The organism is Campylobacter sp. IFREMER_LSEM_CL2090, assembly GCF_025771865.1.
GTDB classification, from domain to species: Bacteria; Campylobacterota; Campylobacteria; order Campylobacterales; family Campylobacteraceae; genus Campylobacter_D; species Campylobacter_D lari_D.
On sequence record NZ_JAKMRA010000001.1, the window covers coordinates 199,542 to 224,981 of the forward strand.

Below are 25,440 nucleotides of genomic sequence, written 5' to 3' on the forward strand. Positions count from 1 at the left end.
AATTTTCCAATTTTTCCAATTTTATTTATGAAAAAGTAAAATTTGTTTTTGTAGAATTAGCCGAAAATACTGACTTAAACCGCTTTTTTATCCGTATGAATAAGCGCGGCAAACAACTAGAAAAACATGAAATTTTAAAAGCAAGATTGCTTAAAAATATTAAAGATGAAAGCGAAAGAACACTTTATGCTCATATATGGGATATTTGCTCACAAATGGATAATTATATCTTTCAAAAAGCTAGCGATAGAGTGATTTCTAAGCTAAATGAAAGTAGTGGAAATGAAAATACTATTGAGTGTATTATAGGAAATAACCAACAAAAAATTACAAAAAAAGATGATGATGAAGATGAATTTAAATTTAAATCCATAGTAGATTTTCCTACTTTTTTATTGCATGTTTATAAGCTTACTTATTTGAAAAAAGCTAGTGATGTTACTATAGATAAAAATAAGCTTTTAGAAATTATAAAAATAGAACAAAAAGAAATAGAACAACAAAAAATAGAACAAAAAGCTAAAAAATTCATAATAAATCTTTTAAAATATAGAATTTTATTTGATTATTTTGTTATTAAAAGTCAAGATGATGTGGAAAATTCTTATAAGATTAGAAGATTATCTAAAAAATATAGTACATACACAATCAGCGAAGATTCTAATGTTATGCCTGAACTTGCTATGGTGCAAAATTATCTACGCGTAGCAAGAAGTGGTATGACTAATAATCATCATCACTGGCTTACTCCGTTTTTGAAATTTTTGGATAAAGAGATTAATTTGAACTTTTCATTTGATGGGTTAAATGATGATGAAAATAAAATACAAATAAATAATAACATTAATTTTGATGATTTTATCACAAAGGATAAAAATGTTGATCAGAAAAATCTAATATCTTTCCTTGAAAATTTAGACACAACTTTAGCTAAAGAGCAACTGCAAAATAATGATTTAATTAGTAAAGTTAATGAAATTTTACAAGATTCACAAAAGAAAGATGATGAAAACTTTCAAATAGATAATTTTTTTAAAAAAGAAAAATGCATATTAGATAAAGGAACAGCGACTCCGCATTATTGGTTTTATCGTTTGGAGTATTATTTATGGAAGTATTCAAAAACAGAATATAATGAAAAATTAAAAAAAATAGATTGGGGAAATTTTAGCAAAATTGCTAGCAATTTCTATTTTAGAAGCTTAAATTCCATAGAACATGTGCAAGCACAAAGCAAAGCAAATGAGAATGGCTGGAATAATGTAAATATAGATAATTTTGGAAATTTAGCTCTTATTAGCTCTAGTTTTAACTCATCTTTGAATAACCAAGATGTGCCAAGTAAGTATAGAGATTTTCAAAAAAGATATATGGATAATAAAAAAGCAGTTATATCTTTAAAACTATGGCTTATATATGCGCTAGCTAATAAAGATGGCGAAGATAAAATCGCTTGGATTTTTGGTAAAGCAAAAGAGCATAAAAATCAAATGCTAGAAGTATTAAAAAATTCTTTTGAAAGCAAACAAGATAAAGCCTAAGGCTTTATCTTTTCATAAATTTAGCAAGGACTTTGTTTTTGCTTCTTATCTTACGAAAATACTCTTTTGATAAGATATCTTTTAAAATTTTAGCATTGTTGTAGCTTAGATTAGTTTTTCTTTGTATGTAAGAAATGGCTTTATTTGCTAAATTTTTCTCTCTTGATTTTTTTATCAAAGCCTTATCTAAAGTAGCTATTTTAGGCATGTTTTTGATAAATTCTAGATACTCTTCTTTGCTTTCAAAGGGAGAATCTTCAAAACTAAACGGAACCTGACTTGGTATTTTTTTCTTTTTCATGTTTTCCTCCATATTTTTAAAATGATATTCTAGCATAAAATATAGACAATCTTAGTCTATAAAATTCTAATATAATTTCATTTTATAAAGGAAAGTGATGAAAGAAGTTAGGATTGTTATTGATGATGAATTTGATCATGTAAGAGATTTTCAAAATGGCTTTGCGGCGGTAAAAAAAGCTGGTAAGTATAGCTTTATAAATAGCAGTGGAGAATTAATTTGTGATTTTTTATATGATGAGGTTTTAAATTTTAGTCAAAATTTAGCAGGTGTTATGATAAATGACAAATGGGGTTTTATAGATACTAAAGCCAAAGTGGTGGTGGATCTTGTATATGATGATGTTTGTAGTTTTGTAAATGATTATGCACTTTTGCGACAAGGAAATGAAAATATCATCATAGATACTCAAGCAAATATCATTTTAAAGACTGAATATGATGGCATTATAAGACTCAGTGATAAGCTTTTTAAGATCAAAAAAGGCGATGTGTTTGCATTGATTGATCAGAATGGAAATTTTTTAAGTGATTTTGAGTTTTTAAGTATAAAAAGACTAAATGAAAAATTATTTTTTTGCAAGCAAAAGGTCAATGGCAAGGTTAAATGCGGAGTTTTGAATGAATTTGCAAAGCTTGTTTTAGAGGCTAAATTTGATGATATTAGCTTGATAAATGATGAGTATTTGTTAGTGTTTGATGAGTTTTTATATGGTTTGTTTGATGTAAATTTAAATTGCATTTTTGATCCTATGTATAAGGATGTGAAATTTATAGCCAAAGATATGATCAAAGTCAGGGTAGGGACTAAATATACTTTGGTAGATAAAAACAAAAATGAGCTTAGTAAGAATAGTTTTGATTTTATGAAGATTATTGACGATGAGCTTGTTTTGTTTTTAGAAAATTCTAAATTTGGTTTCATGGATCAAAATGGGATGTTAATTTGTGAAGCTAAATTTGATGAAGTTGAAGAATTTGTTGGTGGATTGGCTTGTGTAAAGATAGCTAACAAATACGGCTTTATAGATAAAAATACCAAAATCATCATCGATGTGATGTATGATGAGCTTAGGTTTTTTAGTGAGAATTTAGCAGCCTTTTGTGCGAGAGGTAAATGGGGTTTTATCAATACAAAAGGAAAAACCATCATAGAAGCAAAATACGATGATGTAAATAATTTTAGCGAAGGTTTAGCTGTAGTAAAAAAAGATGGTAAATACGGCTATATTAATAAAAAAGGAAAAATCATCATAGAAGCAAAATACGATGAGGCAAATAGCTTTAGCGAAGGCATAGCAAGTGTAAAAAAAGACAATAGATATTTTTTGATCAATCAAAATGATGAGATACTTTGTGAGCATGAGTATGAGCATATGTCTTGTTTTAGCTGTGGTTTGGCATTAGTTTTAACAAGTGATGGTTTTATTTATGTGGATAAAAATGCAAATATTGTTATAAAAGAGCATTTTGATGAGGCGTTTGATTTTAAAGAAGGTTTAGCACAAGTTTGCATAGATAATCAATGGGGTTTTATTAACACAAATGGAGAATTTGTGCTTGATTTGCAGTTTGAAAATGTAAATGATTTGGGCAATGGAATTTATGAGCTTAGTAAAAATGGACATAAATTTTACTTAGAATACAACGAAAAATAACCCTTAATCCTTTTTCTCAAAGACAAATTGCATGTATAAGCAAGGATATAGGCTGGAGAATTTTAAGGTTGCTAGAGTTGAAAGAGTAAAATTTGATCTTAAAAGAATGTGCTTAAAATACATTTAACAATCAAAGTTAATGTATTTTAAAACATTTATTTTTATGGTTTTTTTGATTTTTAAATTTATCATATTAACTATCTTATCTTTTATTGCTAATATTAGATTGTTATCTAGTATTATGATTTGATCATATTTGATTTTTACAATAATCTTTCCTTTTTTATCTATAAGACCCCATTTATCACTTTGTTTAACTTTGGCAAAACCTTTGTTAAAATGACCTACTTCATCGTATTGTGCTTTGATAATTAGCTTTTCATTTTTATCTATAAAACCAAATTTTTTATTAATCAAGATTGAAGCTAATCCATCGTGAAAATAACTCACGATATTTTCTTTGTTTAATATTAAATATAATCCAATTTTTGAAGCACCTTGCATGTCAAAAAAAGCTAGATCATCATCTAAACTATCTATAAAATCATACTTTGCTTCTATGACTAAATTCCCTTTTTTATCTATAAAACCCCATTTATTATCAATTTCAACTGCAGCCATTCCTTGAAAAAAGTCTTTGGTTTTATTGTATTTAGTGTCTATAGCAATTTCCCCTTTTTTATCTATAAAACCCCATTTTCCATTAAGCTCAACCCTAGCTAAACCTTCGTTAAAATCATAAGCATTATCATACTTTGCTTCTATGACTAAATTCCCTTTTTTATCTATAAAACCCCATTTATCTTTTAAACAAATAGTTGTTAAAATTTCTTTATATTTTTTTATGTTTTTAAATTTAGTTTGTGTTGTAATATTTTCATCAATTTTATAAGGAAAATTTATTTTTATAATATTTCCTTTTTTATTTACAAAGCTATTTTCATCTCCATTATATATTCTAAATAAACCATTATAAGAGCTTTTGGAATTGATACTTCCTTTTAATTCTTTTATAAATTGTGCGTTTGAATCAATTAGAATTGACTTAAAAACAATACGATGATTTTTTGTATTGTGTATTTTTAAATTTATATAATATATTTTCTTTGCATTTAGTACCCCAAAACCATGATATTCTATATCAAAGTTTTGATATGTGAAGATGCTTTTAGGTTGTTTAATAGTGAGCATTGTTTAAATTGTGATTATTTTATTTTGGTTGCACAATAGATTTTTTATTAGCAAGATTTTTATCTAGTTTTAAAAGTGTTGTTTTCATGTGTTTTCCTTTTTTTAATTGATATAGTTATTATTATAATGTATTTTTATAGACTACTGCTGTCTGGTTTGATGATTTTTGCTTAGAGATTGATATAAAAACTCTAAGCAGTAACTTTTAATATAGTTATTATTTTACAAGCTCTTCTAAATGCTTTAAAATTTTCACCATGGCTAAAGTATCAAGTTTGCAGCATTCTAGTAAGGATTGGCGGAGAGCTTTTCTTTTGTTTTCATCCATATTTTGCATAGTTTCAAAACTTTTCATAGCTTCGCTTCCATTCTGGATTAAACCTAAATTTTTATAAGCTTGCATTATAAGCAAGCACGTAAACATTTTAAATTAATTTAGGTTTTTTAGTTTTAATTCTTCGCCTTTTTTAAGTAAAAATAAATTCGTATCAAATTTTAGTATCTCACTATAACAACAATTTTCATCTATATCTGCAAAACCCATGTAATCATATTCATAATCACCAACAAGATTCAAGACAACATCATACTCTATTTCTATAACTAAATTTCCTTGCTTATCTATAAATCCATATTTTCCATTAAGCATAACTACAGCTAAACCTTCGCTAAAATCCCAAGCATAATCATACTTTGCTTCTATAACTAAATTTCCTTTTTTATCTATAAAACCCCATTTTCCATTAAGCTTAATTCCGGCCAAACCTTCGTTAAAGCTTAAAGCATCATCATATTTTGCTTCTATAACTAAATTTCCTTTTTTATCTATAAAACCCCATTTTCCATTAAGATTAACTCCAGCTAAACCATCATAAAAATCATGAACATAATCATACTTTGCTTCTAAGACTAAATTTCCTTGCTTATCTATAAGACCACATTTTGCTTTTGTGCAGCAAAGTCCATATAAATCATCATTTAAGTGATAAATCTTGCCAGCGATTTTTTTTAGTATATTTCCATTGATGTCAAATAAGATCGAATCTTCTTCAAAACTTGCATAATACATTTCATCTTTTTTTATAACACCACAATTTATTATTTTTTTATTAGCAAGATTTTTATCTAGTTTTAAAAGTGTTGTTTTCACATGTTTTCCTTTTTTGATTGATATAATATTTTATTATAATGTATTTTTATAGACTACTGCTGTCTAGTTTGATGATTTTTGCTTAGAGATTGATATAAAAACTCTAAGCAGTAACTTTTAATATAGTTATTATTTTACAAGCTCTTCTAAATGCTTTAAAATTTTCACCATGGCTAAAGTATCAAGTTTGCAGTATTCTAGTAAGGCTTGGCGGAGAGCTTTTCTTTTGTTTTCATCCATATTTTGCATAGTTTCAAAACTTTTCATAGCTTCGCTTCCATTGTGGATTAAATCTAAATTATTATAAGCTTGCTCCATATCAGGGATTAGAGCTGGTAAGACTTTTTTTATAGAATAACTCCCTTGCATTTTATAATGATAATAATCTTTATTTTGAAAAGGTATCATAAGATCTTCGATATTTTTTTCTATATTTAACAAATGCTCACTAAATTCAGGAAAAGCAAGTGCTAAATTTCTTATAACACCTTTTTCAAAACTTGCATTATAAGCAAGCACGCAAACATCTTTTGGTATATCATTGATCAAATTTTTTGCAAGTTCATATCTTGGATCGATCCCACATTCGCTTAAAAATTCTTTATGCTCTAACTTGTCTTTATAGTCTATATGCAAAGAGTATTGAAAAGGAATTTGCATATAAGACTTGACTACCCTGTATTCAGGTATGACTTGCGTAAAGGATTCAAAATCTAGATGATATATGGGATAGGTTAGTGTATCTAAGAATTTTTTGATATTTTCTTTGTTTATGTAGATTTCTTTATTAAGTGAAGCTTTGATTTGGATTTGTTGATTCTCGGTAAAAGTAGACAGATCTTTTATATCTTTAAAATTGATTATGTTTTTACGGTACAAATTAAAAATTTTATTAGATTTTGAAATGCTAAATATATTCTCATTTTCACATAAATTTCTTTGTTCAACCCAACAATACTTATATCCATCACAATCATAAGGATCAAAACAATGTGTTCCTATGTCTATATCTGGCTCTTCATTTTTACTTAAAATTTCTTCAAAGTATTTTAAATTTTTTCTAACTTCTTCTTGGTTTTGGATAACTTTATCTGTGATGTCATTGAACTTAAAAAGTTGATTTATATCAAGAAAATCACCTCTATAGTATTCATTGTTTAAATGTATCAGGTTAACTTGTTTGATTTTATAACCCAAATTTGACAAAACATAATATTGCAAAGCACAATCATCTATATATGTTTTTTTAATTACTTTGGAAGTAGGTGTTTTTGTTAAAGATGTAGAGCTTTTTACTTCGTTAATGATCATACCATCTTTAGTATTTTGTAAAATATCTATCATGATCAAAATGCCATTATAGCAAAAAGTAGCTTCGTAAATCACTTCTTGGTTATTTTCTAATAGTTTTCTAGTTTGTTCGCATTTTTCATTCAAAGAACTACCTTCAAATTCTATCTTTACTCCATTTGGAAAAAGCTCACAGGCTAGATCGCCTACTTTGTTACCAGTTTTAAATTTATCCGAAGTATTCTCTGGGGTACTTAGTACTTCATCTTTGTAAGTTTTCAGCCATAAAGACTTAGCACATTGTGTGCCTCTTGTGTATCTTGATTTTGAAAAAAACATTATTTACCTTTCTTTGTTGTTTTGTTTGAATTTTAGCCTATTTTTATTAAAATAGGCTAGAGTATTATTTTTTCAAAGGTTTATCTCGCATTAGAGCATAAATTAGTCCGCTTGAAAAAGCAAAGCGTGCTAACGCATTTTGTTTTTCTTCTCTTCTTTGCGCTACGGTTTTAAGATTGCTTTTTCTCAAAACTGCAAAAATACTAAGTCCATACCATAATCCTAATGTTATTTTTAAAGGTAGTATTAAAATCATTAGTAATGGATTATTACGATTATCTCTTAGTGTTGTGTATGCTATATATAATACAACGCATGCCCATATAAAAGCAATGACACCCATAATAATTAGCGCAGTATCTCTTTCTATTCGCATTAGAAATAATGTCATAAAGATTATAAAGGCTAAAGGCAATACAGCAAATAATCCAACACACAAGCTAAGATCTATTGTATTTCTATATATGACTACCTTGCCTTTTAATCCATAATACACAAGCACTGCAGCTATGATGATATATATTAAGATAGCTATGGTGATGATTATTGTATTGGTATAATCTTCTTGAGCTATTTTTGTGCTTGTATTGTTATCTATGGTTTTTTCTATTGTTATATCTTGTTGTGCTGTTGTATAATTTACTTCAGCATTAGTAAAAGTAAAGCATATACACATTAACATGCTTAAAATTAAAAATAGTTTTTTCATTTTATTCCTTTGTTTTTTGATTTGTTATTTTAAATTTGATTTTTATTTTTTAACACCTCCATGACTTGATATTTTTATTTTACAATTGTAATTTATTTTAGTGGACTGTGTTTGTCTATTTTAAATTTTTTATTTTGGTATAATTAACAATGCAAAAATTAAGTTATAATTATAAAAATCAAAACTAAGGAAAACAATGGGTGATTTAAAAACTAGATTAAACGAAATTAAAAATGAAGATAAAAATTTTGGTTATTTTTTTGATAAAGATGGAAAATGTTATATTTATCATACTAAATTTGGCAAGGAAAGAAATAGTGAAATTTCAGGAAATGATGATATTAAATCGAAATTTAAAGAGTTGATTGATAACATTTATAAGGAAAATAACGATAAATTTAATAGTTTAAAAGAAGCTTTTGAGAAATATTTATACATTTATAATGATAAAAGTACTATACATATTAAATTTAATAAAAATGGAGAATTTTTACAAACAAAAAGCAAAATTGTGGACAATTTTAGTGAAACATTTAAAGAAGATAAATTTGATGATGAAAAATTTAAACAATGGTGGGATAAAAGTATAAATAGTGCTAGAATGCAAGGTAATGCTACGAATTTATTAAAAGATAAAACAAAATTAGATGATAATCTTAAAAAAATAAATGATGCTTCAGATAAAAGTAGAAACTTGACACAATTACTCGATAAGCTTGAAAATGTAGAAGGTATGAAAGCTACTGCTAGAGAATTAGCGTATTGGATGCAATTTAAAGATGATAAATTTCCACTTGCAAATGATGCTTCTGTAAATACCGCTAAGTATATCTTTGAAATGCTAAATGAAAATTCAAATAATGAACTTAAAAGCATAAAAGAAAATAGCAATATACAAAATAACGAACAAGCATATTTTGATTTTGTTTTGAAAAAACTTGAAGTAGAAAGAACACCTAATCTTCCAAAATACTATATTTTAGATCAATTTTTAAATTTGATTGATAAGATAAAAAAATCTGATTTGGCTTTGATTACAAAAGAAAACTTAGCTGAAAATGATAACAATAAAGATCCAAAACAAAGTGCGTATTATAAACTTTATCAAGCAGCTTATGATTTTGCAAATTTATGTGGCAAAGCAGATATAAAAAGCAATGATTTAGAAGGCTTTAAAAAGCTTTTAAAAACGCATAAAAACATCATTTTTCATGGAATTCCTGGAACTGGAAAAACCTACACTATAGTAAATAATGTAAAAAATATCATTAAAAATGAAAATCAAATGCTCATTACTCAATTTCACCCAAGTTTTTCTTATGAGGATTTTATAGAAGGTATTAAACCTGCAGGGATTGAAAATGGACAATTAAAACTTGAGCTTAAAAATGGAATTTTTAGAGAATTTTGTGATAAAGCAAAAGAAGAAGAAAAAGGATTTTTAGAAAAACTCGAAAAAGGAAATTTTAATGAAGCTCTAAGTGATCATGGGTATTTTTTCATAGCTGATGAGATTAACCGTGCGGAATTATCTAGGGTTTTTGGAGAATTACTTTATGCGCTTGAGTATAGAGGAGAAAAAGGTAAGATAAAAACACAATATGCCTCTATGAGAGATGATGAGGATTTTTATGTGCCTGAAAATATGTTTTTACTAGGAACTATGAATGATTTAGATAAAAGTATAGATAGCTTTGACTTAGCGCTTAGAAGACGCTTTATATGGCAAGAAATGGAGTGTGATTATAATGTAATAAGAGATGAAATTTATGCAAATAATATTGAAGAATACACACAAGCTTGTAAAAAATTAAACGATAAAATTAGTAAAGATATAGGTGAAAAATATCAACTTGGACATTCTTATTTTCTAAAAATTGAATTTAAAAATGATGAGATTAAAGATAGTGATATGAAAAAACTTTTTAGCAACCGCTTTGAAGCGCTTTTAAAAGAGTATTTAAGAAGCGAATATAATGAAAAAGAAATACAAAAACACTTGGATGATTTAAAAAAACTTTTTGTTATAGAAAAAAACGATGATAAAAATAAATGATAATAGCTTTATAGAAATAGATCAAAAATCTTCAAGAATACAAGATTTTGATTTGTATTTTGAATATTTTATAAAAAATGGAAATTTCTTTTCTTTTTTTAATGATGATGAAAAAATTTTAAGTAAAAATGCTAAAAATCCTATCATTTCATTGCGAACGATTGAAGAAAATAAAAGGCAAATTGCTAGTGGAAATTATATAGGAAAAATTTCTTATAATGGTTTGGAAGTTGAGATAAATTCCAGATTTGGCAAGAAGTTTTTAGAAAGAATGCTAAATTATGCTAATGATGTATTTGTTGATGATGTGAGTATTTATCAAGATGTAAAAAAGGAAAGCAATATAAGTGAGTTTATACTTTTTTACATCTTTGTGCAAAAACTTGAAAAAAGTTTTTTGATAGGTTTGCCTAAAAATTATCAAAGTAAAAAATACAACGACTTGCGTTTTAAGGGAAATATAGATATGGTTGAATTTATAAAACACAATATCCCTTTAAAAGCAAAGGTAGCTACAAAAACAAGAGAACAAATAGAGGATGTGCATATTATTAATGTATTATATAAAGCATTAGAAGTCATAGAAAAGAAAAATTCAAGCTTTTTAAAAAATGTAAAACATATAAAAACCTATTTAGTGCAAAATAAAAGCGAGCATTGTTTTATAAAAGAAAGTTTAAACAAAGCCTTTTCTAGCAAAGCCTTGAGAAATCAAAACTATCAAAACTACAAAGAGCTTTTAAAATACGCAAAAATGATCATAGAAAGTCAAAATTTTACTAGTAAAAATAAAAATGATCAAAAAAGTTATGGTTTTATCGTTAATATAGCAGAGCTTTTTGAAATTTATATAAGTAAGCTTTTAAGAAATAATTTTGAAGAATATATGGTTGATTCTCCAAAGCTTGAAATTTATAAAAATAGCTTTTATAAACGCTATATAATACCTGATATTGTTTTGTCTAAAGATGATACATATATTGTTTTTGATACTAAATATAAAAGAATGAAAATGGAAGGTAGAAGCCAAAATGGCATGGGAGATTTAGACAGAAACGATTTGTTTCAAATTCATACTTATATGGGGTATTATCAAAAGATAGGCAAGGTGCTTTTAGGTGGACTTTTATATCCTATGCAAGAATTTGAAAAAGCAAAATGCCATAGTGAAAATTCTATCCTTTCAGATGAGTATAAATTTATAGTTGATGGAATTTTTCTTGAAGATAGTCAAGATAAAGAAATCACTCTTGAGTATATTACCCAAAAAGAAACGCAATTTATAGAAAGGATCAAAGAGCTGCTAAAACAATCATTTTAGTAGCTTAATAAAAGAAATCTTTCTTTCTATATCCTCGTGAGTGATAGAGTTTATTTCTAGTTTATAGGGTTTAAAATTTTTCGTGCTAATATTAGCAAATAAAATATCCAAACTCACATCTAAAAGTTTTTTTAAACCTTTTGAAAAATCATAATCTTTTAAATAAAAATTATTTCTTATCAAATTTTCATTTTGTTTTATAATTTCTAGCAATTCTTGCTCTTTAATATAAAATAACCCTTCTATAAGCATGTTTTGATAAGGTGAGATGTCGTTGATGTTTAGCACTTTTTTATCTATCCAGCCATTTTTAGGAAAGGCATATGCACTTGCAAGATGATAGAGTTTGCCTTTTGTGTTTGTTTTTTTTAATTTATAGTGTATTTTTGCATTATGTTTTATAAAATCAACAACACAAAAATGTTTAAAATCCGCATAATTTTGACTTAAAAAATTTTCAAAAGACAAAAGTTTGCTTTGAGTATTTTCATCTAAAAAATATCCATTTTCTAAATGATAGCTTTGGCTTAGTAGTTGTATATTTTCTGTGTTTTGAATTTGTGTTTGGAAATTAAACTCATCATTGTTTGTTTTATATAATGCTTTAATGTGTTCTTTTGCTTTTATATCATTAAATCCAAACACAAAGCTTTTGTGTATTGTTCCTTGAAGTGTTATGTTCATAGTTTTATCCTTTTTATAAAAATCCCATATTGATTTTTTCATCATCTGATTTGAGTTTTGATTCTTTTTCTAATTTTTCTAAAAACTCATCGGCGTTTTTGATTTTAAAAATTTTATTTTGTCTAAGAATTAGCACAAAATCGCCCAAACAAATATTTTGAAGCCTTAAGAGCCTTTTTGCAATTTGCTTTTTATCAAAGCTTAAATTTAATTCTTTAGCAAAAAATTCAAAAGCCTTTAAAAGCTTTTCTTGCTTTAATGCTTGAAATTCTATCTTTAGATCAAATCTTCTTATGCTAGCTTTATCAAGATTTTGTAGGTAGTTTGTAGAAGCTATGAAAATACCTTCAAAATTTTCCATTTGCATAAGCATTTCATTGACTAAGCTTTTTTCCCAGCTTTTATTTGCTTCATCTCTACTATAAATTAACGCATCGATTTCATCAAGTTGTAAGATAGCATTATCATTAGAAGCTTTTTTGAAAATGTTTGCGATATTTTTTTCATTATTGCCCACAAAAGGATCTAAAATATCACTAAGTTTATAAGAATGTAAAGTTTTGTTTAAAACATTAGCTAGTTCTTTACCAAACTCGCTTTTTCCACTACCTGCTATGCCATAGCTTAAAATTCTCAAACTTGAATTTTTATCGATATTGTTTATTAGTTCTTGTAAATTTAAATCACATTCTATCAAGCTTAAATCGTATTTTTTGTCTTTTTTTGGCATTGAAATGCCCTGAAGTGATCTTGCTTTTAGATTTTCGTTGATCAATCTTACAAATACTTCTTGGCTTTTGCTTTTAAAGATCTTAGCATTATTTGCACATTTTAAAATAACCCCTTGAGAAAGTTCAGGATGAGAAGCTATATTTTCTATAATGGCTTCATCTATTTTTATATTTTTTTTATTAAATAGCTTTTTTATATTTTGAATTTTCTTTTCTTTAGGCATACTTTCAAGCTCTAAAATCACATCAAAACGCCTCAAATACGCTTCATCCATGTCTTTAGAATTTGATAAAAATACACAAATGCCATTTTCTTCATCTAAGATTTTATTGATTTTTAATTTTTCTTTTAAAGAATCATAGCAAAGGCTATCTTCACACTCATCAAAGACTACCATTTGTTTTTTTGGATTGAGTATCTTTTTAAGTGCGTAAAAATTTGAAATTCTACTTGATTTTTTATCATTTTCGCAATCTTTAACACACAATGCTTCTTTTCTAAGCTCTTTAGCTATGAGTGCGCTAAGCTCGTTTTTGCCTACGCCTGCTTTTCCGTATATAAAAATATTTCCTTTTTGGCGTTTTTTTAAAAAAGTAATGATAGTATTTAATTCTTCTTGTATATAGTCAAAATCACTCAAATTTAGTCTAGTTTTAGGTAAAAAATACGAAAACTCACCCATAAGTGTAGTTTTGCTAATATCTTGAGTGAAAATGCTTTCAAAATTGTTTACATCTATACCAAAGGCATCGCTATCATAATAACACAAGGCATCTAGTTTAAAAAGCATAGAATCATCACTTAAAGCTTTATTGACATCTTTTGGAGTGTGGTTGAAAATTTTTTCTATGATCTTTTTGCCCAAAGCAGTGCTATAGCCTTGGTGTAAAGCAAATCTACCTTTGTTTGCATAGTAAAAAAACGCAAACACATCACATTCTGCTTGAGTAAAATTTAAGTATTTTTTAAGATAACTTAGATTTTTCTTTAAAAAGCTAGGATAGATAAATTTGGAGTATTGTTTGTAGATAAAACTAGTGATTTTACCATCTTTTTCTAGTGTATCTTCAAATTCGCTGTAAAAATCTTTTTTGATTTGTTTGTTGTTTGAGAGCATTTGTGCGTGTAGTGAGATGACTTTTACATTATGTGAGTAATAATCAAAATCCGCAATGTGAGTAAGAGTAGAAGTATTTGTTTGCATTATAAACCTTTAAACTAAGATATATAATGCAATTATAAACAAAATAACTAGACTTTAGTTGTCTAGTTATGAAAAATTATTTGTTGTTTTGTTTTCTAATAAGTCTTTATAGAAATTTTTAACACTATTACTAAAATAATTTTCAAAATTACTAGCACTTATCATATCGCTTTTTGTATTGTTACAAATACAGCAGGCTAAAACACAATTTTCTTCATTGTAGCCTTTATCTGGATCTAATCTTTCAATTTGCAATTTACCATTGAAGGCACGCTTTTTGGAATTTATAGGTTTGTTATTTCCAAATAATTTATCTAGATCACTTTGCGCTATTTTGCAGTAATAACATTCTTTCTCTTGTTTTTTATACCATGATATAAAATTATCAATTCCGTTGAATGGTTCTTTAATGTTATTTCTATTTTTTAGAGAATTGTATTTACTTCTTAGGTTGCAATCATTTTCAATTTCTTGCATTTTTTGGTAAAGTTTATCGTATTTTTCATTATCAAATTCTCCATACAACTCATTTAACTTAAAAACTATATAGTCTTTAAGTAACTTATGTTTTTTCTTTAGTTCGCTCTTTGCTTCTTTTTCATCAAAATTTTTAAGTTCGTTTATCGCTTTATCCCATTCTGATAAAGCACTTTTTAGATAAAGCTCTTCAAATTTTTCTTCTAATGTTTGATTTTCCATTTTTAATCCTTTAAATAAATTTAATCATTGTAAAATATTAGCACTAATGCAATGCAAGGCTCCACCTTTTTTGATAATAGGCTTTAGATATATACCTATGATTTGTTTATTTTTATAGATATTTTGCAAAAAGTTTAAAACTCTCTCATCCTCATCAATATTATAAGTTGGCACAAAAATCACCTTATCAAACTCTAAAAAATTTAAATACGCACCCCATTTGTATTTTTGCATAAATTCTTTAGAATAGCTCATTTTTGTAACCTTAAAATCTTTTAAAGCGGTGTGTAATTTCTCAAAAATTGCACATTTTCTAAAGAGAAATCATTGATTAGCGCATGATCTTTGCTTATAAATCTTATCATACTATCGCTATGTGCGTATCTATCATAAGCTAGTCTTGGTAAAAAGACTATGTGTTTTAAATTTAGACTTTGTTTTAAAGTATGGATAATGCTTTCCTTGCTAAGTGTTGGATTTTGGCTAAAAATTTTCTCACACATAAAGGCAACATCATGTTTTCTTATGAAATTACCTCCATCAAGGATTAAATTTAAGTGATTTTTTAGAGGTTTTATAGTGGTTTTTAAATGTGGATAATTTCTAAGATAATCAGGATCATAAATATAGCTTGTTGCCGTATTTTCATACACTAAAGGCATGAAATCTCTTAACCATATATCATTACTTGGTATTTCTTTAAAAGCGATGTTAAATTTAGCAAAATTTTGCACAAGATTTTGATAAATTCTTTTATGTTTTGATGATAAAAGTGTAGAAATAGCTATCATTCATCGCTCTTTTGCATGCTTAAAACTAACAACTCATCATCATAAATAATGTCATATTGTAAGATATCTCCCCAAAGCTTTAATTTACCTTGTGAATTTTCATAATGCTTTATAGCTAGTTCTTTGAGCTTTTGCATGACTTGTGTTTTATCAAGATAGAGCATATCATTGCTAATAGGAAATTTAAGCACACGCAAATGAGATAAAAACATCAAAGCATGCAAAGGCTCGCTTTTGCGTTTAAAATTTGTTTTTATGATGGCTTTTGCTTCTTGTAATTTTATGTGTTTATCTTTTAATAAAATACTTTGTTCTAAAATTGAATTTAAAATTTCTTTATCTAAGATAAAATCAAATTTTTGTATAAATTCTAAAGAGGAATTTACCATATCATAATGTCCTTTTAAAAGCCATTCTTGTATGCTTTCGCATTCTAAAAACAAAGTTTTTGTTTTGGTAAATTTTTCTACATTGTTATAACCAAATTTCTTTGCAAGCAAAGTCTCATCGGTGTGAGTTAGGATGTGTTTCATGGTTTGAAGCATTTTTATCCTTTTTAAATGATTTGAAAAATCATAGCTAAAAAAAGCAGACAATGGTAGTCTATATTTTTGTAGTATAATTGTGAAAAATATTTAAAGGCATTGTGAATGAAAAATTTTATTGAAGAATTATTAAAGGTTAATGATAAATTTGAAGAAAATACCAAAAAAGGCATGAGTGATATAAATATTTTCGAAGCTTTGGGAGTTGAGTATAAAGAAAACTATCATTCTAAATTTATAGCTTATTTGATCGATCCGCATGGTGATCATTATCAAGAGCTTTTTGCAAATGAGTTTTTAAAAAAGCTTGGAAGATACACAAAAGCTAAGAAATTTAAAAATCTTACAGCCCATGACATAGAAAGCGTAGAAACAGAAGCTTGTGCTAAAGATAATAGAAGAATCGATATACTCATAAGTTTAAAAGATAAAAGATATATCATCATAGAAAATAAACTTTATGCAAAAGATCAACCAGATCAACTCAAAGATTACATAAAACACATAAAAGAAAAAGTTAAAAACATAGATGATTTTCATGAAAATATACTTACTATTTATTTGCATAAAAATGAAGATACCGAGCCTAGCAAATATAGCTTAGGCGCAAGAAATGGATTTAAAATAAATAATGGTCTTATATATGATAGCTATGATAAAAAAATGAGTTTTTATCTAAAAATGGATTATAAATGGATAAAAGAGTGGATTAATGCTTGTATAGGTGTGTGTGAGAATAAAGTTAAAAACAATGAAATTGATAAAAAATTTAAAAATGATATGCAAAATGTGATTTTTACTTTAAATCAGTATAAAACTCTTTTAACTTGGTATGTAGCTATAGATGATTATGTGGCTAAAGATTATGTCATGGAATTTTTGAAATCGAGTAAAGAAAATTTAAACAATGCTACAAATTTATATAGATATACTAAAAATAAAAGTGATTTTAAGGATATAGATTACGATAAATATAAAAAAGCAAAAGAAATAGTAAGAGAGAAATGGGATGAAATTTGTGAAGAATTAGTAAATGATTTTTTTAATGAGCTTGAAAAAGAATTTGAAAAAGAACGAACTATATGTGATGAAAAATGGTTTGGATATAAGCTTGATGAGAAAAGAGTTAATTACGATTGGTTTGATTTTTATCCAAAAATTTATGAAGATGATAATGATGTGTGGCCTAGTGTGGGTGTTTTTTTTGGAAAAAGTGATTATGATAATTTCGGATTGACTTTTAAAATTAATTGTAATGAAGAGGATGAAAAATATAAAGAATTCTTTCAAAACTCAAATATGAGAAATGATAATATCCGCAGAAGTGGCGATCATTATTACTATGATGTATTTGAAAATTTTAACTTTAAAGAAAAATATGCTTTTGCGTATTGGCTAATAAATAATCATGGTAATTGGATGACAGAATTTTCCAAAATTTTAGAAGAGTTTTTAAATAAAGAAACCATAAAAAGCACTTTAGAAAATATAAACAATGAATTAAAACCAAACAAATAAGCATTTATTTGCTTATTTGATCAAGGTATTCTCCAACTACTTCTTTGACTTTATTTGCTATAAAATCAGGTTCTAAAACCTTTATATAAGGTATGTAATAATACACTAAAGGTAAAATTTCCATTTCATGAGTTATCTCAAGCTCTATTTCTATGGAGCCGTCTTTGTCTTTACCGGTGATGATTTGTGAATTTAGAGGCTTTCTTTCAAAGTATTTTCGTATCGGTTTTTCTACTAAAAGCCTTACTGTAAAAGGCTTATCAAGGCTAAACCATATAGAATTTACTCTTTGAAGTTTTACTTCTAAACTCTCATCGGTTTGAAAATGCTCTTGGGTTAGGGTGATGTTTTGGATATTTTTTAAATAAAATTTTTTGAAAATATCACGTTTTTTCATATCAAAAGCAAGCAAATACCAAAAGCCACTAAAAAAAGCTAGTTTTAAAGGTTTTACTTGGAAAAGTTTATTTTCGTATTTAAAGACAATTTGTGTTTTGGTGTTGATAGCTTGTTCGAGGATTTGAAAATTGCTTAAATCTTTTTCTTCTAGCTTTTCTGCATCTAAACTAGTATGGATGGGGTTAGAGATATTTTGAGAAAGTTTAGAAAGTAGGGGATGAGCCTTAGCATAAAAGCTATTTCCGGCGCTTTTTGCCATGGTATCAAGCACTTCAAGGATTATTTTTTCATCATCTTGCTCTTGAGCGTCTTTGTTTGTATCAATACGCCATTTTCTTCCATTTTTAATAAGCCCCATAGGCTCAAAAACCCCTTGCATATCTCTTTTTATGGTTTTAGCGCTTACATTGAGTTCTTGGGCTAGTTCTTTTATGGTTATGCCATTTTCAGACTTTACTAATTTTTCATATAAAACTTCAAGGCGTGTTAGTTTGGAATTTGCGATGTATTTTTTAAGATCTTTCATGATTTTTCTCTAAATTTTTTCAAAATATTAACAACAATTGCTTTATAAACAAATAAAGTCTAGTTTATAAACGCTGTAAAACTTATAGTTTGGAAATGAAAGTTTATTTAGAAAACAATGTTTGAGAGTAAAAGATGATAAATATATAATTATTAGAATACAAAAGGTTGTTTTTACTAGGTTTAATTAAGAGTGATGAAAGTATAGGTCAAAGCAGACAAGCTTGTAAAAAATTATATGACTTGTTATATCAGCAAGATTTATCAAATATAAAATTAGAAATCACAAATAAATTTTAGAAAGGAGATAAAAGTTTAAGTAGGCCAAGGTGGTATTCTAGCTCCCCTTTTTAAAGGGGAAATCAAAGCTAATAAGCCTTGACTATAATTATACAAAGTAGTATAATTATTACTAGAATTTTATGATTCAATTTAATCACCACCTAACTGAGTGTTGATTAACACCAAAGGCGGCCACCTTTGGTGTTCCACCCTTTGAAATTATACTCAAATCTTACTTAAACTTCTAAAATAAGAAATGATAAATCTTTTATTTAAAAACACAAAGCTTTATATTGCTTTAGCTCTAATGCTTATGCTTAATGTATTTTTATATCTTAAGCTAGATAGCACAAACGCAAAATTAGAAAAAAGTCAAAGTGATTTAAATTTAGTTTTGGGTGTAAATAATGAACTCACGAGGATTACTCAGGAGTTGAAAACAAGACACGAACAAGAGCTAAAAGCACTCTTTTATGCAAATACTCAAAAAAATCAAATCAAAACAAGGGTTGATGATGTTAAAAACTATATATCCAAAAGCAATGAAACTAATACCACTAAGCTTTTTAATGCTATGCTTGATAGGCTGTGGGAGCAAAACACAAGTATTAACCAAAATACAAATTCAAAAGGTATAAATACTAATTGAAATATAAAAAATGTAGTAAAATTTTTTAAATAGTGTTATGTTGCATTATAATATACTACTTTCTTTTGGATTTTTAGTATATGTTGTGACAATATATCGTTTATTGAAATTACCATTCCAAAAGCCAAGAGATAATTTAGCGATAGATTCTAACAATGATGGTTTTAACGGATAATAAGTATCAATGCGTTCCATTTCCTTGTAAAGAAGATGAAAAAAGCTAGCAAAACTCAATAAGCAAAATAGATGTGTAGAAGTTGGTGAATATTGCTCTAAAAAAATTAAATTCATAGCTTGTATTCAGCATAAAAAAACACATTGTTGTTTTAATTCAAAATTAGCAAGAATATTTAATGAACAAGGACGCCCACAAATTGGAAGAGGTTGGGGTTCTCCAAAAAGTCCTGATTGTAGAGGATTTACTCCAGAAGAATTTCAAAAGTTAGATTTTAGTGAAATAGATTTAAGTGAATTTATTGCTGATATTGTTGGAAGTATTGATGTAGATAAAATACAAGCTGATTCTATAAAAATACAAGAAAAGATTGAAAGCAATCTTGAGAATTTAATAAGAAAACCTACTAATTAAAAAGAAAATAAAATTATAGAAAGGAGATGAAGTTTAGTTAAAAGTTTGTTTGGTAAGCCAAAGGGATTATCCTAAACCCTGCAAAAGCAGGGGAAATTAGCATGCCTTGACAAAACAAAGCATAACTAATATAATTATTAGGATAATTTTAGTCATTCGACTCACCTCCCTTCTGGGCGGTAAATTGAATGTCAAAGGTGGCACCCTTTGGCATTCCACCCTTAATACAATTATACCAAACAAACTCTTTAACTTCTTTAACACAAACAATGGAAAAAATTACTTTTTTGTTATTTAGAATTTATTTTTTTGTGTCTTTATTTAGCACAAATGCTAAAAACAATATATAAAACCAAAAGAAAGGAGATAGAGTTTAGTTAAAAGTTTGTTTGGTAAAACCAAAGGGATTATCCTAAACCCTGCAAAAGCAGGGGATACTCAATAAGCCTTGACATAGCAAAGCGTTAAGAGTATAATTATAAGGATAATTTTTGTTAGCATTATGCTCACCTCCCTTCTGGGCGGTAAATTAACGCTAAAGGGTTGCACCCCTTTGGCGTTGCACCCTTAATGCAATTATACCAAACAAACTCTTTAACTTCTTTAACACAAACAATGGAAAAAATTACTTTTTTTATTATTTAAAATTTATTTTTTTGTGCCTTTATTTAACACAAATGCTAAAAAACAATATATAAAACTAAAAGAAAGGAGATGAAGTTTAGTTAAAAGTTTGTTTGGTACCGCAGGTAGCTCACTCTAGTTGCCCCAAAAAGGGGCTTGGTTAATATATCTTGACTATAAATAGGCAAAGTAGTATAATAACCACTAAAATGAGCTTTACGAACCTCATTGAGTTACCTCCTTTCAGGGGTTTCACAATTTAGCCGTAGGGGGTCAGCCTGCGGCTTAAACCCTTAATACAATTATACCAAACAAACTCTTTAACTTCTTTAACATAATTGATGAAAAGATTTTACATTTTATTCCTTAGTGCTTTAATTTTTGCACCTTCTTTATTATTTGGTGCTACAAATATAGATGATAATCATATTATCTTTACTTGGGGTTATGGTGAAGTAGCAAATGATATTTTACAAGCCATAAAAGGTATAACAAGTGGTGCTGATTATATGGTTAAAATTGTTATGGCTATTGCCTTTTTTACTTTTGCTATTAAAAAAGTAATGGATGAAAGAACTAGCCCTATATTTGAATTTGGTAAAATGATTTTTATCATGGTTATTATTTGGCAATGCTTTTTAAGAGCGCCAAATGACGCTCAGCATAGATATATGATACATGATAATGTAACAGGTAAAGACTATATAGTTTCTCAAGTTCCACTTGGTATTGGTTTGACTTTTTCTTTCATGTCAAGAATGGAAGATTCCATTACTAAAGCTATGGAAAAATTTTATTCTACTCCACAATCTACTAATTTTTCTAATGCTGGATTTGGTTTTACTTTAAGATCTACTATGGATTTACCAGATTTAGAATTAAGTCAATTTAGTCCTAGAACACAAAAAAATCTTGATTTATTTTTTAGAAACTGTGTTATTTATGGAATGGAATTAAATAAAGGCAGAATGGATACTAATTTTAGACATAGTGATAATTTATATGAGGATTTATTTGAAATAGGCAAGGGTAGTCAATTTACTTTATATTTTGGGGAAAAAGATAAAGGTAGTATTAGATCTTGTACTCAAGCAGGTGCTTTGATTAAACAAGATTTAGGTTCTTTAGCTCCAAAAATAGAAACTATCCATGCGCGTATTTTAGGTAGTAAAGATGAAAATGCTTATAGAGCTTCAATGCAGGGTGTTTGGGAAATTTTCTCAGGACAAGCTACACAAGCAAGATCTCAATTAATGCAAGCTATGTTAATTAATGCTTCAAGAGATTCTTTAATTAATACTGCAAAAATGGTAGGACTTGATCCAAATGCAGTAGCTACAAATACAGCAGTAGCTGAGCAAAACTTCATGTCAAGCATGCTAACTCAAGGTATGATGGCTCAAACTTATTTACCACTAGCTAAAGCTTATTTAACAGTTTTAATTATAGGTTTATCATGGATTATGGCTTTACTCTCTATTATGTTTGGCGATTTTAGACATATAAAAATGTTTTTTACCTTATGTATATGGATAGTTTTATGGACTCCTATATTAAGTATTATTAATTATTTTAATGATTTAAATCTATCAAAAAGTGTTCAAGTGTTATTAGATGGCTCATTAAGCTTTTCTATGAGTAATAGCTTATCTTTCTTTAAACAAATATCTGAGCAAACAAATTTCATTAATTATCTTGTAATGCTTACTCCATTATTAGCTTTTGCAGTAGCTAAAGCTAGTGAGCAAGGTTTTGTGTCAGTGGCTTCATCTTTATCACAAACCCTACAAGGTGCTTCAAGAAGTGCAGGAAGTTTTACAAATCAGCAAGCTTTATCTACTGAAACCAAAATAGCTTCTCCTTTAGGTGAAGAAGTTATTGCTAAGCATGCTGGTATAAATTCTCGTTTAGGGGCGTATAATGTAGATAATCATAGTTTTTCTGTTAATTCTATATCTGGTGGTGGAAATACTGTTACAGATGTTAATACTAATTCAAAAGTAAGCTATGATAATAATGGGGTGAATTCTGCAAATATAACTGGACTTGACGCAAGCTCTATTAAGACAATGCAATCTAGCGCAAGCAATGATGTATCAAAAGCAATTGGGGATACTCTAAAAACTGGAAGAACTTCTCAGGATATTGCTAACATGGCATTTGATCATTCTTCTTCTCATGGTATTAACGCTCAAGCACAAGAAGTATTTAAAGCTTCTGCCACTAAAGCATTTGATAAAATGGCTCAAGCTGGAGATACTAAAGCAAGTGAAATTTCTGGCGCGTTAAAAGCTGGAGCTAATATGGTAGTAGTAGGTAGTGAATTTTCTGTTACAGAAAAAGATGGAACTAGTAGAACTTATACCTTATCAGATAAAGAAATGGAGCAATGGAATAAAGAATTTGCAAACAATGTTTCTTCTACCTACTCTAATGATTCATCTGTTAGGGCTTCTCTTAATAATGCCTTCTCAACCTTTACAGGTAAAGAATTTTCTCAAGTACATTCTGCTATTGATAAATATAGTTCAACTGAAAGTTTATCTCAAAATGTCAATGTAAATTCTATTCCTAAAGCGCTTAATGACTATATAAAATCTGGTGATAATACAGAAATTACAAATGCATGGAATACTGGAAATAAAAACCATGCTATTACAATGGCTATGAATGACTTCCAAAATTGGGCTGTAAATAATCCACAGCAATTATCTAAATATTTTAATGCTGGAGAATTTGACAATCCATCGAATAATATAGGAGAAATTAGTAATAAAAATTATCACGCTAGTGGTGAAGTTGCTTCGTTTAACAATAGTAACATATCAAAAGTCGATGGTTCAGCAACTAAACACGCTGATCAATATCAAAATAATGTTAAAACGCTAAAAGAAGGACACCAAGATCAAACAGGACAAAGTACTACTTGGGGAGATTCTAGTGGTAATACTCAAAAAGAAGTATCAAGTGGTCTGCAAAATACAGAAAAGGATTTCAAAGATGGAGCAGTTAAGAGAACAGGTGGTAATATTGTCAAAGGAAGTAAAATGGTTACTGACGCATTTGCTGAAATTACAAAATAAAATAACTCCCATAGAATTATGGGAGTATTATTTCCATAAAACCATTTTGTTTCCTATAAAAGTTACATTACCTATTTTAGTAACCATTTTGTTTCCTATAAAAGTTACATTACCTACCTGAGTAACTATATCATTTCCTATGGCTCTAGCATTTTCTAGAATATAGTTTATATCTTTTTTATACAAATTGTTTTCATTATTTCCGAGATATTTGATTCTACCTATAAGAAAAAATCTTATTATATAATAAGGACTTTTTAATATAGAGAATAATATATCTTTAAAAGCTGGTTTAATGTATTTATTATCTTTAATACTTTTAATAGTATTTATCCAAGCTAAAACATAATATAAAATGAAAGTAGTTGCTATTAAACCTATAAGAGTTTTAGTAAATATTTCATTTTTGCTTATAAATAAAATACCTATATTGATTAAAATTAATCCAAATAACACAACAAAAGTGATCTTTAATTTAGTGTTTTTATACATTGTTATTCCTTTACATTTAATATTAAAATTATACCAAAATTCACAATAAAAATCAAGTTTTTTAGTGCTTTTAAATGCCTATTTTATAGTATTTTGCAAGGGTTTTTTATATTTTACATTTTTGTCCTTTATAAAGTTTATTTTAAGTGCTTTTTAAGCGTATTTTTTACACATAAAAGTCCTTTATATATCTCCTAAATGTCCTTTATAAAGTCCATTTTTTCTTTTTTTATTATTTTTTGCTTAAAATCTATCAAAAAAGTGCTTTATTTCGCCCCTAAAGGTGCTTTATATATCCCACAAAAGTCCTTTATAAAGTCTTTTTTATAAGCATTAAATATTGATATATTAGTATTTATTCTGTTTTTATAATTTAATTTGTTAATTTTAACTTTAAAATTAATATTGGTAAGATAAAAAATATTTTTTGTAAGATAAAAGCTGTTATTTTTATTAGCTTTAGAGAGTATAGATTAAGATTGTATTTTTAATTCTTTGTGAGTTATTTTGATATTATTCTTTTTAGTATTTTTTAAATAATTTACTATGACTGCCTAGTTTTAAAATATTTAACTCTAGTTCATTATCATGTTTTTGATAAATCAATAACAAATTAGACTTTATATGACATTCTCTAAAATCTTTTAATGCACCTTTTAATTGATGATCTTTATATTTTGGTTCTAAAATTTCATCGTTAGAAAGCTTTATAATAACTTTATCTGTTATTATACGCTCTTCGTTGCTTATTTTTTTATAGGCTTTTATAAAATCTTTATGATAATAAATTTTATATTTTGCTATCTTGATAAGCTTTCACAAAATCTTGATGTGAATTAAAGCTTAATGCAGTGTTATCTTTTTTTTCCTTACTAAGCTCTTTGCTTGCATTTAATATCTTATTTTCAAAACTACTTAGTTTAGGTTTAGAAACTTTACATTTAGCATTTATACTTTTAGCTAAACCTTTAAATGCAGGCAAAAAATCTTCACTGACATTTTCAATAATAAGAGTCATGAAATTCCTTTCTCAAAATCATATAATATAATTATATTGTATTTTAATCAA

23 protein-coding genes and 1 pseudogene are annotated in these 25,440 nt (G+C 27.2%); 8 read left to right on the top strand and 16 right to left on the bottom strand.

The annotated features are described in order from the left end of the window. Positions 1–95: 95 nt before the first annotated feature. Positions 96–1,541, top strand: coding sequence for a DUF1524 domain-containing protein (locus L8V85_RS01030; RefSeq protein WP_263737270.1), 1,446 nt, complete (start codon positions 96–98; stop codon positions 1,539–1,541). 4 nt (positions 1,542–1,545) lie between these two features. Here the strand turns inward: L8V85_RS01030 and L8V85_RS01035 are convergent, their stop codons facing one another. Then, positions 1,546–1,842 carry a hypothetical protein gene (locus L8V85_RS01035; protein WP_263692525.1) on the bottom strand — a complete coding sequence of 99 codons (297 nt, stop codon included), beginning with the start codon at positions 1,840–1,842 and terminating at the stop codon, positions 1,546–1,548. Positions 1,843–1,939: 97 nt separating this feature from the next. Here L8V85_RS01035 and L8V85_RS01040 point away from each other — a divergent pair, with 97 nt between their 5' ends. Continuing rightward, positions 1,940–3,499 carry a WG repeat-containing protein gene (locus L8V85_RS01040; protein ID WP_263737271.1) on the top strand — a complete coding sequence of 520 codons (1,560 nt, stop codon included), beginning with the start codon at positions 1,940–1,942 and terminating at the stop codon, positions 3,497–3,499. A gap of 123 nt (positions 3,500–3,622) precedes the next feature. Here the strand turns inward: L8V85_RS01040 and L8V85_RS01045 are convergent, their stop codons facing one another. The 5 genes from L8V85_RS01045 to L8V85_RS01065 form a co-directional block, all read right to left on the bottom strand. Beyond that, entirely contained in the window at positions 3,623–4,690 is a 1,068-nt protein-coding gene (locus L8V85_RS01045; protein WP_263737272.1) for a WG repeat-containing protein, read from the bottom strand. Positions 4,691–4,907: 217 nt separating this feature from the next. Next, entirely contained in the window at positions 4,908–5,045 is a 138-nt protein-coding gene (locus tag L8V85_RS01050) for a hypothetical protein (protein WP_263737273.1), read from the bottom strand. Between the two features lie 75 nt (positions 5,046–5,120). Next, complete coding sequence (locus tag L8V85_RS01055; RefSeq protein ID WP_263737274.1) at positions 5,121–5,840, bottom strand: WG repeat-containing protein; 720 nt, start codon at positions 5,838–5,840, stop codon at positions 5,121–5,123. 129 nt (positions 5,841–5,969) lie between these two features. Next, positions 5,970–7,469, bottom strand: a complete 1,500-nt coding sequence (locus tag L8V85_RS01060) for a DUF2779 domain-containing protein (protein ID WP_263737275.1) — start codon at positions 7,467–7,469, stop codon at positions 5,970–5,972. A 64-nt stretch (positions 7,470–7,533) separates the two neighbouring features. Beyond that, positions 7,534–8,199 carry a YIP1 family protein gene (locus tag L8V85_RS01065; RefSeq protein WP_263737292.1) on the bottom strand — a complete coding sequence of 222 codons (666 nt, stop codon included), beginning with the start codon at positions 8,197–8,199 and terminating at the stop codon, positions 7,534–7,536. Positions 8,200–8,374: 175 nt separating this feature from the next. Between L8V85_RS01065 and L8V85_RS01070 the strand changes: the two genes are divergently transcribed. Together L8V85_RS01070 and L8V85_RS01075 are read left to right on the top strand one after the other, a co-directional pair. Beyond that, positions 8,375–10,234, top strand: a complete 1,860-nt coding sequence (locus tag L8V85_RS01070) for an McrB family protein (protein WP_263737276.1) — start codon at positions 8,375–8,377, stop codon at positions 10,232–10,234. Further along, positions 10,218–11,555 carry an McrC family protein gene (locus tag L8V85_RS01075; protein WP_263737277.1) on the top strand — a complete coding sequence of 446 codons (1,338 nt, stop codon included), beginning with the start codon at positions 10,218–10,220 and terminating at the stop codon, positions 11,553–11,555. Before L8V85_RS01070 ends, L8V85_RS01075 begins: the two co-directional genes overlap by 17 nt. On the opposite strand, the gene L8V85_RS01080 is transcribed toward L8V85_RS01075, so the two are convergent. The 6 genes from L8V85_RS01080 to L8V85_RS01105 form a co-directional block, all read right to left on the bottom strand. Then, positions 11,547–12,239 (bottom strand): hypothetical protein, encoded by a 693-nt coding sequence (locus tag L8V85_RS01080; RefSeq protein ID WP_263737278.1) that lies wholly within the window; start codon positions 12,237–12,239, stop codon positions 11,547–11,549. The genes L8V85_RS01075 and L8V85_RS01080 overlap by 9 nt on opposite strands. A gap of 13 nt (positions 12,240–12,252) precedes the next feature. Then, the gene (locus L8V85_RS01085; RefSeq protein ID WP_263737279.1) at positions 12,253–14,175 is read right to left on the bottom strand and encodes an AAA family ATPase; all 1,923 of its coding nucleotides are present in this window, start codon (positions 14,173–14,175) and stop codon (positions 12,253–12,255) included. A 66-nt stretch (positions 14,176–14,241) separates the two neighbouring features. Beyond that, the gene (locus tag L8V85_RS01090) at positions 14,242–14,874 is read right to left on the bottom strand and encodes a hypothetical protein (protein WP_263737280.1); all 633 of its coding nucleotides are present in this window, start codon (positions 14,872–14,874) and stop codon (positions 14,242–14,244) included. A gap of 24 nt (positions 14,875–14,898) precedes the next feature. After that, complete coding sequence (locus L8V85_RS01095; RefSeq protein ID WP_263737293.1) at positions 14,899–15,177, bottom strand: agmatine deiminase family protein; 279 nt, start codon at positions 15,175–15,177, stop codon at positions 14,899–14,901. Then, a complete protein-coding gene (locus L8V85_RS01100; protein WP_263737281.1) occupies positions 15,150–15,665 on the bottom strand; it encodes an agmatine deiminase family protein in 516 nt (171 codons plus the stop codon). Before L8V85_RS01100 ends, L8V85_RS01095 begins: the two co-directional genes overlap by 28 nt. Then, positions 15,662–16,210: a hypothetical protein gene (locus L8V85_RS01105; protein WP_263737282.1), complete on the bottom strand. Its 549-nt coding sequence runs from the start codon at positions 16,208–16,210 to the stop codon at positions 15,662–15,664. Before L8V85_RS01105 ends, L8V85_RS01100 begins: the two co-directional genes overlap by 4 nt. Before the next feature lie 105 nt (positions 16,211–16,315). Between L8V85_RS01105 and L8V85_RS01110 the strand changes: the two genes are divergently transcribed. Beyond that, positions 16,316–17,728: a PD-(D/E)XK nuclease family protein gene (locus tag L8V85_RS01110; RefSeq protein WP_263737283.1), complete on the top strand. Its 1,413-nt coding sequence runs from the start codon at positions 16,316–16,318 to the stop codon at positions 17,726–17,728. 4 nt (positions 17,729–17,732) lie between these two features. On the opposite strand, the gene L8V85_RS01115 is transcribed toward L8V85_RS01110, so the two are convergent. After that, entirely contained in the window at positions 17,733–18,653 is a 921-nt protein-coding gene (locus L8V85_RS01115) for a helix-turn-helix transcriptional regulator (protein ID WP_263737284.1), read from the bottom strand. A 537-nt stretch (positions 18,654–19,190) separates the two neighbouring features. Between L8V85_RS01115 and L8V85_RS01120 the strand changes: the two genes are divergently transcribed. The 3 genes and pseudogenes from L8V85_RS01120 to L8V85_RS01130 all read left to right on the top strand — a co-directional run bounded on the left by L8V85_RS01120 (position 19,191) and on the right by L8V85_RS01130 (position 23,879). Beyond that, positions 19,191–19,583 (top strand): hypothetical protein, encoded by a 393-nt coding sequence (locus L8V85_RS01120; protein ID WP_263737285.1) that lies wholly within the window; start codon positions 19,191–19,193, stop codon positions 19,581–19,583. A gap of 277 nt (positions 19,584–19,860) precedes the next feature. After that, positions 19,861–20,172: pseudogene (gene traN, locus L8V85_RS01125) on the top strand (conjugal transfer protein TraN); the annotation flags it as partial. Positions 20,173–21,137: 965 nt separating this feature from the next. After that, a complete protein-coding gene (locus L8V85_RS01130; RefSeq protein WP_263688728.1) occupies positions 21,138–23,879 on the top strand; it encodes a conjugal transfer protein TraG N-terminal domain-containing protein in 2,742 nt (913 codons plus the stop codon). Positions 23,880–23,906: 27 nt separating this feature from the next. On the opposite strand, the gene L8V85_RS01135 is transcribed toward L8V85_RS01130, so the two are convergent. The 3 genes from L8V85_RS01135 to L8V85_RS01145 all read right to left on the bottom strand — a co-directional run bounded on the left by L8V85_RS01135 (position 23,907) and on the right by L8V85_RS01145 (position 25,389). Next, the gene (locus L8V85_RS01135; RefSeq protein WP_263737286.1) at positions 23,907–24,371 is read right to left on the bottom strand and encodes a hypothetical protein; all 465 of its coding nucleotides are present in this window, start codon (positions 24,369–24,371) and stop codon (positions 23,907–23,909) included. A 522-nt stretch (positions 24,372–24,893) separates the two neighbouring features. Next, positions 24,894–25,175, bottom strand: coding sequence for a type II toxin-antitoxin system YafQ family toxin (locus L8V85_RS01140; RefSeq protein WP_263737294.1), 282 nt, complete (start codon positions 25,173–25,175; stop codon positions 24,894–24,896). Then, the gene (locus tag L8V85_RS01145; RefSeq protein ID WP_263725509.1) at positions 25,162–25,389 is read right to left on the bottom strand and encodes a hypothetical protein; all 228 of its coding nucleotides are present in this window, start codon (positions 25,387–25,389) and stop codon (positions 25,162–25,164) included. The genes L8V85_RS01140 and L8V85_RS01145 overlap by 14 nt, the downstream gene beginning before the upstream one ends. Positions 25,390–25,440: the final 51 nt, after the last annotated feature.